Raw genomic sequence first — 12,671 nt, 5'->3', positions numbered from 1 at the left:
AAAATAACAGTTTGGGTGATTGAATAATGCCCTTCGTCATTGGGTACTAATTATCTGTAAATGAAGTCCTTGATGTATCCAGCCTGTCACTTTGCAGTTGAATAGTAGGCCCTATGAATGGGGAATATTTATCAGTAAGTGTTTTGATAAATAACCTGAGGGCGCTACAACAGGAAATTAAAACCGATTCTGCCCCAACCGTAGGGTTTTCCTGCGCTATCGGGGGTTTCTGTATTTAAAATCATTTTCTGAAATTCTTTATTTAAAATCATTGTCCTCATGTAATAAATAGAGACTTTATTGAATCTAAATCCTGCAAAAACGTCCCAAGTCCATAGGTGTCTATTTACTTCATTTTTTCTCAATGTGTATTTCGTAGGTGCTTCGTCATCGTATTTATCATCTTGCCAAGTTTTTCCCCATCCCAAACCCTCAAGCATCGTATTATGAAGAACATAACGGTATCGTATTTCAGATGACGCGCTAAAATTATTATACCATCTTTGAAGCATCGGCTGCGACCGATTGTCATCAATTTTCAAATCATTGGTCCCACTTTTTTCTTTGAAATTTCGGTTCGATAGCCCAAGGCCCGCCCCCAATGCATCCAATTCGGTGCCTGTGTGAACCTCCAAAGGCACATAAACATTCAGAAACTTTGGCCATTTGCTCCGATTTGATTCACGCAGGTATTTATCTTTCTCAAAAACAGTACTTTCTGAAGAAAAAAGCATTAAATCAAAGTGGTGATCAATGTTAAATGCCAGCCTACCTCCGTTAGCGATTTGGTCTTCCCAATTCAGTACTTTAATAGAACCTTGGGTCAAATCCTGATGGATAGCGGCCTGCAGATTTCTCCCAATATTGCCGCCGATAGTGCCGATTTTAAAAAAGCTTTTTGAACGCCAGTGACCATGGTAATTTAAGCGATACTTTCCCCGGGCTACATACTGAAATGAGGCAAAAGGTCTGTCAGTCTGGGTTTGTCTGGCGCGCATGTATTTGATGATTGAGTCTTGCGATGCTTGATCAAAATATCCAGTGTTTTGATTGATTACCAACCGAATGCCCATTGCGTTTTCCACTTCTTCCTCCTTAAATCGGATGTAAGGAGTATAGCCTTCTCCCCCCAGAAGAATACTCTGATAACTCAGAATATTGTTTTTGTTGAGGGGGCGAAAAAGTCGCATTTTGAAGTAATCGGTCGTAAACTCAAACCGAAATCCACCCGTATAATTTCTATCTTCATTCATTTTTGAAAATAGTAAAATATCATTGTCGTGGAACAAGTGAATACTCTTAACAAATTGCTTTGAAGTTGGGGTATACCGATAGAAAACAAACTGATTTTCTAACAATAAATTCATGTGTTTTTTGACAATATCTAGGTTTTTAAGTAACCCATTGAGGTAAACATCCCCCGAAATTCGCCCCTTTAACTGTTGATCTATGTATCCTTTAAACCGTTCATAAACCTCATAAATCACTTTGTATTCCGCAATCCTTTCAACTCTGAACTCAATTTCATTGCTTTCTATAGCTGTATTAATCAATCGAAGACTATCAATCAATATATCGACATCGTTTTTAAATACAGCCATCTCCAAAGCGTCAGAAATTGTTTTTTTTCTGATGGCAACGTTGGAAATATTTAACAGTGAATCTTTACCTACCAGTTCGTTTTTGAAAATGATGGCCTCTTTAGCCGTCAATATCCTTTTATTTGCTTCAAATACTGCTCGTGCATCTCCTTTCTCATAAGAAATGTTCTTTTCTTTTATGGGATACTTCTTCGTTACTTCTTTAAAAATAGTATCCGCCAACTGACTGACCTTAGACGTAGCAAGCGTATCCTTCACAACTTGCTTTTGGGGATTCATCTGACCATAGGCAGAAGTCGACAGCAGCATAAAGACAGCCCAAATCAATAATTGAGAAGTTTTCATTTTTCAGACGGGTAAGATAATGATGTTGAATATAGTAAGTCCTTCATTTCCAGTTTTTTTTCAGGAAATCTACCGCGTTGTCAAACAACAGTGCATCCACTAAATCTTCGGGTGATGCGGGCAAAACTACCTCTTTAATCGCCGCAATGATGGGAAGTTCGTCGGCGAGTCGTTGCCGAAAATGCTCTATAAAATTGGCTTTGGGAGCTATATCCAAAGCATTGATTAAGCCGTCATAATCGCTTCCTAAACATACACTTTTCCAGGCTTCGTCACCTCCGATTTTAACAATATGCAGCCAGTTATTTAAGAAATAGTAAATACCATTGGCGTGTGCATTGCGAGGGTCGGTGTTGATGTCTAAAATATCATCTTCAATAACTCCTCCCTGCAAATAACCATTGACACAAAGCGGTGCATCTAGCAACGACCCGCGTTCATCTCTTGTTTTTTTACTAAACAACTCAGGTGAGTGGTAATTGGTAATCGACTTTGTTTTACCTAAAATCCGCTCATCCATTACCAATCCTATCAATCCGCCCGAAGTACCTGATGCTATAATTTTTACAATCTCATCATCATAGAGATTGATACTCCAAGGATTGAAACAAACAGTGTCGCGGTTCAACTCAAAAGCAAAAATTTGGTTATAGTGTACCTTATAACATCTTTTGTCCGTAAATTCCGTAATACCCCTAATAATGTCGGTTAAGTTTCCTTCTTTAACGTATTTTGCGCTTCTTACAGAAAACCCCGTAACCCCCATGTGGGTAGCAATCAGCGGCGTTTGAGGAAACTCAGCCGCAACTAATTTGTAATAATCATCCCTCGCAATAACACTCAAATGCTTAATATCCAACAATATACGTTTTTCAACATCGGTCTCTCTCAGGCATTCCCGAACAAAATCTTTCCCCTCCTCCGTCAATCCATAGCCCGTAGGATTATATCCGCCCACAGGATTAGCCCCGCCCTTGCCCGCGCAATCTAAAGGAATTGCATGGGCCTGATTGGCAAATCTATTTTGGGCATGATGCGCTAAAGTAATGTGGCTGAGACGTGGTCGGGTAGCAGTAGGCGTCTTAAACTCTCTGACACGATTGATGATGTTAGCAGGATTCTGATTGAGTATCTGGGGGTTTTCATAAAAAGCATGACCTCCTTCTATTGATAAAATAACGTGTAGAATATCATTACGAGCGGCGTCAAACTCATTCATTGAGTGGATGAATTTATAAGAAATCTGACGTTTTACCCCGTTGTCCTCCACGTCATGAAGGGTATTTTGGTATTTTAGGGCGTGTTCCAATTCCCGCATTAAAATCTCCCAGTAACTTATCTGCTCTTTTTCAATGGTCTGGATGAGTTTCTTACTCAAATCCTTCGTAAGTAATTTAAGCAGCTTGATGAACGTTGCCTTTGTATAAGCGTTCTCTACGGGAAACAGTGATACTACAACTAAGTTGCCTTTTCCTTGCGCTATTTGCGTAAAACTTGCCTGCGAATCTACCACATCGTTAAAGGCAAATTGATCGGCATTCAGTGGTATATCCACATCCAGTATCGTAAAGGGGGACTTGGCGTTTTGAATCTCATCTACGTTGAGATGGGTTTTCAAAAAAGTATGCGTATGAAAATCAACATAAGGTTTCATGGTAAAATTGAGGTTTCGTTTTTGCCTTAGCAAATCTAACCTACAACTTTAGCCCTGTTTTCACAAGAGTTGTGCTGACTATCATGTGATATTCTTATCAAGCGGTTAAAAGGCATCTTTCTTTCCATTTTTTTGCGATAACATCAGCAAGATATAACTTTTACACTCTAGCAATCAATAAGATAACCAGAAAGTACATTTCAGTTAAAAAGCTTAGCATGATTAACAAACGGGGAACGCAGAGTACCCATAAAGACATAAAAATCCCTCCGTAAGAACAGGCTTAAATAGCTTATTTTACAGAGGGATAAAGTGAAGTAACTAATGATAAATACGCTTTAAGCAATCGTCAACTCTTCCATAATCTTTCGCATTTCGGAGATGCTTTTCACCTCTGAACAAGTCACTAATAGCCTATTTTTTAGGTCTTTTAAAGAAAAACGTTTTGGATTTCGCTGAATGTGGCTGATGATGTGCCCAAATTTATCGGACTGGAAGAAAGCGTCGTTGCCCGTTGTCAGGAAGTATCCTTTCAACGTATTATTTTTCAAGGTCAATTTTTCCATAAAAAGCGCTTCGGCCATCCACCTGATTCTCACCATCTCTATCAAACCTTTCACTTCCTCAGGGAGCGGACCGAAGCGGTCTGTAACCTCATCACCAAACGCGCTTAACTCATCTTCACTACTGATGTTGTCCAGACGAGTATATAACGACAAACGTTCAGAAATATTTTTCACATAATAGTCAGGAATTAAAATTGCCAAATCAGTTTCAATCTGGCAGTCGGTTCTGACTAGCTCCGCAATCTCTCCCAAATCGAACAAATCTTTGAACGTAGTTTGTTTCAATTCTTGCACGGCTTCATCCAAAATCTTGTGGTACATCTCGTAGCCAAGGTCATTGACAAAACCGCTTTGTTCGGCTCCCAATAGGTTTCCTGCCCCGCGAATGTCTAAGTCGCGCATGGCTACTTTGAACCCGTCGCCAAGCTCCGAAAACTCCTCCAAGGTCTGCAACCGCTTGCGGGCGTCGGAGGTTAAATGGGAAATTTGGGGGGTTAATAAATAACAAAAAGCTTTGCGATTGCTCCGCCCTACCCGACCACGCATTTGGTGCAAATCCGACATTCCGAAATAATGCGCCGAATTGATAATGATGGTGTTGGCGTTGGGAATATCAATCCCAGATTCAATGATATTGGTACTGACCAACACATCGTATTCGCCTTCGATAAACTTCATCATCACTTTTTCTAGCTTTTCGCCTTCCATCTGACCGTGTGCCACCCCAATGCGGGCTTCGGGCACCAATCGCATGATAATATTACCGATGGTATCAATGTCGTTTACTCGATTATGGACAAAAAACACCTGTCCGCCCCGATTCAATTCATAACTGACGGCATCCCGAATAAATACTTCATTAAAAACGTGAACTTCTGTCGTAACTGGTTGACGGTTGGGTGGAGGCGTACCAATCACCGACAAATCGCGCGCGCCCATGAGTGAGAAATGCAACGTACGCGGAATAGGCGTGGCGGTCAATGTCAGAACGTCAATATTGACCCGCATTTCCTTCAGTCGGTCTTTTACTTTTACTCCAAATTTTTGTTCTTCATCAATCACTAGCAGCCCTAAATCCTTGAATTTGATGTCTTTATTCACAATTCGGTGGGTGCCAATCAAAATATCAATCCTCCCCGCTTCCACTTCTTTCAGTATTTCTTTGATTTGTTTGTCGGATTTGAAACGGTTGATGTACTCGACCCGCGCTGGAAAATCGGCCAAACGCTCGCTGAACGTTTTGTAATGTTGCATCGCCAAAATCGTCGTGGGCACCAGCACCGCCACTTGTTTGCTGTCCGTAACAGCCTTGAAAGCGGCCCGAATGGCTACTTCGGTTTTCCCAAAACCCACATCTCCGCACACCAAACGGTCCATAGGATGCGGTTTTTCCATATCGTCCTTCACATCCTGGGTTGATTTGGCTTGGTCGGGGGTATCTTCATACAAAAACGACGATTCCAGTTCGGCCTGCAAATACGTATCACGGGTAAAGGCAAATCCATTGGCCGAGCGACGTTTGGCATACAGCGCAATCAATTCCTGCGCAATGTCTTTCAACTGGCGTTTTACTTTCGATTTTTTATTCTCCCATTCTGGCGAGCCCAATTTGCTCATTGTAATGGCGGTGCCTTCTTTGCCCGTGTATTTGGCAATTTTGTGTAAGCTGTGGATACTCACAAACAGGATGTCATTGTCGCGGTAAATGAGCCGAATCGCCTCCTGCTCCCGACCACCTACATCTACTTTTTCCATCCCCGCAAATCGCCCGATACCGTAGTCTACGTGCGTAACATAATCGCCTGACTTTAAAGATCTTAACTCTTTCAACGTCAGCGCTTTTGACTTGCTAAACTTCTCTTTGACGTGGTATTTATGAAACCTGACAAAGATTTGGTGATCGGTGTAACAAACGATTTTGAGTTGCTCATCAATGAATCCTTCGCGCAATGACACATTCATCGGTCTAAACCGCACGTAGGGGTCTAACTCTTCAAAAATTCGTTCCAAACGCTCCAATTGCTTGGGGGATTCGGCCGCAATGATGTTGGTATAACCTTGGTGCTGCCGCTCCGACAAATCGTCAATTAGTCGCTTATAATCTTTATTGAAAGAAGGCTGCGGCTTGGACGAATACAGCATTTTTGTCTCATTCCGCTGACCGTTGGAGGGCCCAGATTCGTCTTCGCTTTTGGAGTTGGTATCTTTAAAATAAAAACGCTTTCCGAATTCAATCGTTTTAAATGCCTTAATCTGATTCAGAAAACCACGCCTCGTTTCAAAAATTTGGTTAGGGTCGGCCACCATCTGAATGTCACCGCTCTTGACAGTTTCAAAGGCTTTTTCGGCTTTTTCGTAACATTCTTCAATCACTTCCAATGTCAGCTCAACGTCCTTAAACCACAATAACGCGTTGGTAGGCAGAAAGTTAAGAAATGATTCACGGGTTTCGAGCGTGAGTTTATTCTGAATATCAGGAATGATATTTACTTGGTTGACGCTCTCCACCGAGAGCTGAGTTTCGGGATTGAAGGAACGTATACTTTCCACCTCGTCGCCAAATAATTCAATCCGGTAGGGATACTCACTCGCGTACGAAAACACATCAATAATTCCCCCACGCACCGAAAACTGCCCCGCTTCGTACACAAAATCTGTAATCTCAAAGTCATAGCCCAACAAGAATTCTCGCAAAAACTGCGCATCCAACCGCTCGCCCACTTTCACCGAAAAGGTATTGGACAACAAAGAACGTTTGTTGATTACTTTTTCAAACAATGCTTCCGGATAGGTCACAATCACCAATTCCTGCGGCGCGGTCACGTTGAGTTTATTCAGAATTTCGGCCCGCATCAAAACGTTCGCATTCTCAATTTCTTCGTAGTGATACGGCCGTTTGTAAGAAGTGGGATAATACAGCACTTCCCGCCCCAACAGATTTTGTAGGTCATTTTGAAAGTAGGAGGCTTCTTCGCGGTCGCTGGCCACCAACAGGCATAGTCTTGGAAGGTGTTGGTAAACTACCGCTGGCAACACCGCATCTAAGCTACCCGCCAAACCTTTGACCTGAACGTGGGGCTGTTTACCAGAAATCTGACTGATAATCATTTGGACGAGGGCATCGTCCGAATATAATTTAAGAAAGTCTTGAGTTGAAAGCATTTATGTACTGAAGCGCGAAGGGTTGAGCCGCGCGGTTAATTGTTAAGTGGCAACTTTATATTACTAATTCTCAATCAGATAAGATACTTTTTCACCGCAAACGATGCTTGTGATTTCTATCAAATAGACAAACACCATCAAACAGCAAAAGGCCGACGAGGGGTTTTCTCTCATCGGCTCTTTAGTTATAACAAATGTAAAACAAAAAAGATTTAAAAATCAGAAAGCAAATCGCAGTCCTCCCGTCACATTGAGAACGCCCACGTGCTGCTCAATATCAACAAGCTGATTCACAGTAGGAAAGCCCGCCGTCGTGATTTGATTACTAACGTTTCTAAAAGTTGTGCTGATTAAAGTGGCATCGGTATTGACCACCATAGAAAGGCCGCCAATGAGGCCAATATTTAGCGTTGCCCCCGCTCCATAGGCCCAATCAGCTGAGTTCTGCGTTTGGGTGCTTACCGTTATATTGTATTTTTGGTAGGAACCCGTCGTCACAAACATTGGGCTGTTGACCACGGCATAACCGACCAACAAGCGTCCTTCCAAGCCCAGTCTTCGCCCCCCCAATCGCAGAGAAGGGCCAATCATGGCACTCATGGCATTCCAACCTTCGGTAGATTCAACCACGGGATTTTCTACCCCATAGTTAGTCGAAGCAATCAATTTAATTCCTTCCTCGCGGGTTCGGTTTTGGTTGTATGAAAAACGGGTTGCCAACCCCAATCGGCGGGTGGGATAATACGCCAACACTATCTGAGCGCCGATGCCATCGTCGGCAAGCTCACCTCCTCTTGTTCTACCAAAAACTTTGGTGGCCAACTCTCGCACGGAAAGGCTTTTGCCCCCCGCAATATTTATCGAAAATCGGTCATAATCCTGCGCCTGAGCAACCCCCATCGCCAACCCTGATATTACAATCATTAATCCCCAAAAACGAACCATACTTGATGTAAAATTTTGTAATTCAACGATAGCCTTTTGCGTTAATTGTGCCAATACGCACTTAAAACGACTTTTTCTTTTGACGAAGGTACTTAAGAAAAGCCACTTTATTATTTCCCGCAAGTTGCTTTTTTTAAAATTAAGGTACTATTAAAATTTAACGCTTTTGGGTTTTTAAAGTTCACTTTTTCATCAGTTACTTCTACATCCCCGTAGCCTTCCACCCAATTATCTCCTTGTTTGAGAAATACCACTTGCCGAATTGAGCTGGTGCCTTCTGAATTAAAGGTATAATTAACGAGTAGGGTATCTCCCCTTACCTCCCCCTCAATGGTGCCTTGGTTGAGGTCTTTTTCATACAATTTATAGGTCAAATCACCACTTACTTTGGTTCCTAGGCAAAGCAGGTTCATCTGAATGGTATCTTTTTTGTTGGCATACATGTAACAGTTTGAAGTCATCTCAAACCCTTCATTCCCTTGGGTTGTGCAAGCAACTAAAACACTGATTATGAGTGGATATAAAATGCTTAATGTTTTCATATTAAATAAATAATTTACTTTTATGCAAAAAGGCATTGTTGAAATCAGGAAATCTCTTTTGTCCAATGGGTTATTTTTGAACCGATAGAACCAGCTCAATAGCTTTCTTTTAAAAGTGGTAAAACTTCGTGCCGGGGTAGGGTTAAGCTGCGCTTTGGAAACCGAATTGGGGTCTTTTGGGGAAATACCTGAGAGATTTGACACTATTCCCACTTTTGTGAAATATATCCAAACCCATTATTTAACGTTCAATTTTCAAAAAACATGTTATGAATCCAACCGTTAAAAAAAACCAAACCCTATTTCCTGCCGTGGCAGCCGCTATATTTAACGAGCAGGGAGAGATTCTGCTTCAAAGGCGAAGAGATGTAGACCAATGGGGTGTTATATCTGGGCATGTTGAATTTGGCGAAACAGTCGTAGGTGCCATTGTTCGAGAAATATGGGAAGAAACAAATACACAAGCGCACATCAAACGCTTGATTGGAGTTTATTCAGCTCCCGCTTCACAAACGTATCATTATCCCGACAAGTCGGTTCAATACGTGACTACTTACTTTGAGGCCCAATTGACAGGAATGATAAGTAAAGACTTTTCAAAAGAAGAGACGCTAGAACTCCAATTTTTCAAAACCGATCAACTTCCCGATAACCTTGCCATGATGAATCCGCACTGGTTGCGTGATGCTCTGAGTCAAACAGGTCAGGTTTTTATTCGCTAAAACAATGAAGCAGTCCCTCAAATTAAGAGACTGCTTCATTGCATGTTTATATAATACGGTAGCTTCTTTTTCAATCGGCCATCAACAAATACCGAGGGTGAGTTTCGGTGGCGCGTAGGGCAGGATTCAAGAAAGGCAATGTTAGGCCCGTTACGTGAAAATTCTGAACCTTGTGCACTTCCTTATACCGAAGTCCTGCCGTATTTAGCGATTTCAATCCCTGCTCATCGGTGTAAATAAGGGTACTTTTGGGCTTAAAATGCTGTTTTACTTCGTTAAGTGAGCGCAAAACGGGCGTAGTACGTTGGGTATAATAATCCAAGGCGCTGTGAAAAATATTGTATTCATCGACCGGCGCCAATTCATAAATATAAAAGTCCGCAACACTTGCAGAGTAATCTTCTGCTACTTTCTGCCCTATCACTGAACCCGCCTGATATTTCAATAAACTTGGATAAAAATGCGCGTTCATCAGTAGATTGATGCCAAGACCCGTCAGAAAAGGAGCAAAAACCAATTGAGAAAAACCGGGCCGCTTACCATTGTATAAACGCACAATCAGCACCGCAAGCAAAATCGCGACAATCAATAAAGGGATATTTTGCAACGGAAACGCCCAGAAACAAAGCCCAACGATGGCAATTAGCATCACACACGAAGTAACGATTAAACCAATGCGGGTCCAGCGAAAAGACGAGGCTTCGGGATGCTCAATGAGTTTATCCAAAAAACGAGCGGTCAATACTGCCGCCAACGGGAATACCACAAATGTATAATGCGGCAATTGGTATTGAGCCGTTGAGAGCGCCATAAATGGCAAGATGAAACCTCCTACCGAAATCGCTTCGTCGGCCACAGGAAGCAAAAATCGTTGCTTGATGATGTCCCGCACCCTCGTCACAAGGCCGGGTATAAATGCCAGAACCCAAGGCAAAAAACTCCACAGAAAATTATGCGATTGAAAAAAAAGACCCGGGCTATTGTCCCATTCACTCTCGCCCGTAATCCGTCCAAAACTTTGTTCCCAAAAATAGAAATAAAGTCCATCTGAACCATACTGACGATAAAGCCCGACACAATACGGCAGCAAAACCAATCCGATGACAGGTAGACCCAACAGCCAGCGCCAATCAAAAAGCTGTTTCCACTGGCGTTTTAAGGCAAAATCAACGAAAAAAGCGGCTCCAATCACAATCAAACTGATGGGCCCTTTGGCCAACATCGCTAGTCCAGCAAAGACAAAACCAGTCACGAAGTGTTTCCAATTTCGACTTTTAACGTATTCAGCTACTTGCCAGATAGAAACCATAACGCAGTTGGTGAGCAACGTATCGCAGCGTACATCATGGTTCATCAGAAAGAATGCCTGACAGCTTCCCATCACCAAGGCGGCGATGTAAGCCGTTCGCTCCGAATAGTACAATTTACAAAACCGATACAGGGCGTACATTCCCAGTAGCGTGGACAGAATCGGAATCAGCCGGTAAGAAAAATTTGAGATACCTATTATTTTAAACACAAGGGCCGAAAGCCAAAAAAGCAACGGCGGCTTGTCCAGATAATAATCTTTACCCCGAAATTGAACTTCCAAAAACTGACCATTATCGGCCATTTCGCGGCCAATGGAGGCATATTGGGCCGCATCAATATCCATAATATCAATTTTTACGGCTCCGATAATATAGACCACAATGAGTCCTAAAAAGGGCAAATACTTATTATTCCAACGCATAAAGTGGGTTTAAACGGCAACACATTGCCAATCATGACTAATGTTCTAATTTATTTTGGTGCCTTATTTAAAGGCTTGAATCCCCGTAATTTCGTGCCCTAAAATCAACAAATGTATATCGTGCGTACCTTCGTAGGTAATGACTGACTCAAGGTTCATCATGTGACGCATAATGGGATAGTCGCCCGTGATGCCCATTCCCCCGAGCATTTGCCGGGCTTCGCGCGCAATGTGCAGTGCCATGTCGACATTGTTGCGTTTTGCCATTGAAATCTGGGCGGTGGTGGCTTTCCCGTCGTTTTTGAGGGTTCCTAGTCGCCAAGTCAATAGTTGCGCTTTGGTGATTTCGGTCAACATTTCGGCCAATTTCTTCTGTTGCAATTGAAACCCTGCAATGGGTCGGCCAAATTGTTCACGTTCCAACGAATACTTTAATGCCGTTTCGTAGCAGTCAATGGCCGCGCCAATCGCGCCCCATGCGATGCCGTAGCGGGCATTGTCGAGGCAGCCGAGTGGCCCGCGTAAGCCTTCGATGTTGGGCAAAATATTTTCTTTAGGTACCTTCACATTATCAAATACCAGTTCTCCCGTAACACTCGCCCGAAGCGACCATTTATTATGAATTTCGGGCGCCGAGAAGCCTTCCATTCCCTTTTCCACAATCAATCCGCGAATCCGTCCCTGTTCATTTTTGGCCCATACTACCGCAATATCGGCCACGGGCGAGTTAGTTATCCATAATTTTGAGCCATTCAGCACCAGGTGGTCGCCTGCCTCTTTAAAGGAGGTCAACATTCCTCCCGGATTTGATCCATGATTGGGTTCGGTCAGGCCAAAACAACCCACCATTTCTCCAGAGGCCAATTTGGGCAGGTATTTCTGGCGCTGTTCTTCGGAGCCGTAGGCATAAATTGGCCACATCACGAGCGAACTTTGCACCGACACGGTTGAGCGCATCCCCGAATCACAGCGTTCGATTTCTTGCGTCATTAAACCATACGAAATATAATCAAGTCCGCCGCCGCCGTATTCAATCGGCAGGGTTGGGCCAAAGGCACCGATTTCAGCAAACTTTTGAATCAAATGCGCAGGAAACTCCGCCTTCTGGGCATACTCTTCGATGATGGGCCGCACATCGCGGTTAATCATTTGCTGAACCGCATCCCGAACCATCTTGTGCTCTTCGGTCAGCAAATCATCTAGTTGATAAAAATCGGTTTGTCGAGTTGATGTTGATAAAGTAGTACTCATGATTTTTGGACAGTAAATCGGTAAATGTTATTACGTAGGTACGATGCCCAAAATTACCATAAAATCTGCCTAATTTCACAAAATTCGTCGAAACCTGTAACCAAAGTCATATTCAAAACGTTATGAAATTGTAACTTTAGCTACCACCGAT

General features: G+C 42.8%; 8 protein-coding genes. 1 reads left to right on the top strand and 7 read right to left on the bottom strand.

From position 1 onward, the window contains the following. Window positions 1-164: 164 nt before the first annotated feature. The 5 genes from DVG78_RS23980 to DVG78_RS23960 all read right to left on the bottom strand — a co-directional run bounded on the left by DVG78_RS23980 (window position 165) and on the right by DVG78_RS23960 (window position 8,815). The gene (locus tag DVG78_RS23980) at window positions 165-1,946 is read right to left on the bottom strand and encodes a lipid A-modifier LpxR family protein (RefSeq protein WP_114463564.1); all 1,782 of its coding nucleotides are present in this window, start codon (window positions 1,944-1,946) and stop codon (window positions 165-167) included. Between the two features lie 43 nt (window positions 1,947-1,989). Then, complete coding sequence (locus tag DVG78_RS23975) at window positions 1,990-3,600, bottom strand: membrane dipeptidase (RefSeq protein WP_114463563.1); 1,611 nt, start codon at window positions 3,598-3,600, stop codon at window positions 1,990-1,992. Between the two features lie 338 nt (window positions 3,601-3,938). Then, window positions 3,939-7,328: a transcription-repair coupling factor gene (mfd, locus tag DVG78_RS23970; protein ID WP_114463562.1), complete on the bottom strand. Its 3,390-nt coding sequence runs from the start codon at window positions 7,326-7,328 to the stop codon at window positions 3,939-3,941. 219 nt (window positions 7,329-7,547) lie between these two features. Continuing rightward, window positions 7,548-8,273, bottom strand: coding sequence for a hypothetical protein (locus DVG78_RS23965; protein ID WP_114463561.1), 726 nt, complete (start codon window positions 8,271-8,273; stop codon window positions 7,548-7,550). A 110-nt stretch (window positions 8,274-8,383) separates the two neighbouring features. After that, window positions 8,384-8,815 carry a hypothetical protein gene (locus DVG78_RS23960; protein ID WP_147277165.1) on the bottom strand — a complete coding sequence of 144 codons (432 nt, stop codon included), beginning with the start codon at window positions 8,813-8,815 and terminating at the stop codon, window positions 8,384-8,386. Window positions 8,816-9,084: 269 nt separating this feature from the next. On the opposite strand from DVG78_RS23960, the gene DVG78_RS23955 reads away from it, so the two are divergent. Beyond that, window positions 9,085-9,537 (top strand): NUDIX domain-containing protein, encoded by a 453-nt coding sequence (locus tag DVG78_RS23955; protein WP_114463559.1) that lies wholly within the window; start codon window positions 9,085-9,087, stop codon window positions 9,535-9,537. A gap of 70 nt (window positions 9,538-9,607) precedes the next feature. Here the strand turns inward: DVG78_RS23955 and DVG78_RS23950 are convergent, their stop codons facing one another. Both DVG78_RS23950 and DVG78_RS23945 read right to left on the bottom strand, forming a co-directional pair. Further along, window positions 9,608-11,269 (bottom strand): ArnT family glycosyltransferase, encoded by a 1,662-nt coding sequence (locus DVG78_RS23950; protein WP_114463558.1) that lies wholly within the window; start codon window positions 11,267-11,269, stop codon window positions 9,608-9,610. A 63-nt stretch (window positions 11,270-11,332) separates the two neighbouring features. After that, window positions 11,333-12,520, bottom strand: a complete 1,188-nt coding sequence (locus DVG78_RS23945; protein WP_114463557.1) for an acyl-CoA dehydrogenase family protein — start codon at window positions 12,518-12,520, stop codon at window positions 11,333-11,335. Window positions 12,521-12,671: the final 151 nt, after the last annotated feature.

This window comes from Runella aurantiaca (assembly GCF_003339505.1).
GTDB lineage: Bacteria > Bacteroidota > Bacteroidia > Cytophagales > Spirosomataceae > Runella > Runella aurantiaca.
This window is presented reverse-complemented; position numbering and strand designations above follow the sequence as displayed.

What these genes read in the sequence shown, in the direction of transcription:
- DVG78_RS23980 (WP_114463564.1), bottom strand. Translation starts at nt 1,946, where the DNA reads ATGAAAACTTCTCAATTATTGATTTGGGCTGTCTTTATGCTGCTGTCG.
- DVG78_RS23975 (WP_114463563.1), bottom strand. Translation starts at nt 3,600, where the DNA reads ATGAAACCTTATGTTGATTTTCATACGCATACTTTTTTGAAAACCCAT.
- mfd (WP_114463562.1), bottom strand. Translation starts at nt 7,328, where the DNA reads ATGCTTTCAACTCAAGACTTTCTTAAATTATATTCGGACGATGCCCTC.
- DVG78_RS23965 (WP_114463561.1), bottom strand. Translation starts at nt 8,273, where the DNA reads ATGGTTCGTTTTTGGGGATTAATGATTGTAATATCAGGGTTGGCGATG.
- DVG78_RS23960 (WP_147277165.1), bottom strand. Translation starts at nt 8,815, where the DNA reads ATGAAAACATTAAGCATTTTATATCCACTCATAATCAGTGTTTTAGTT.
- DVG78_RS23955 (WP_114463559.1), top strand. Translation starts at nt 9,085, where the DNA reads ATGAATCCAACCGTTAAAAAAAACCAAACCCTATTTCCTGCCGTGGCA.
- DVG78_RS23950 (WP_114463558.1), bottom strand. Translation starts at nt 11,269, where the DNA reads ATGCGTTGGAATAATAAGTATTTGCCCTTTTTAGGACTCATTGTGGTC.
- DVG78_RS23945 (WP_114463557.1), bottom strand. Translation starts at nt 12,520, where the DNA reads ATGAGTACTACTTTATCAACATCAACTCGACAAACCGATTTTTATCAA.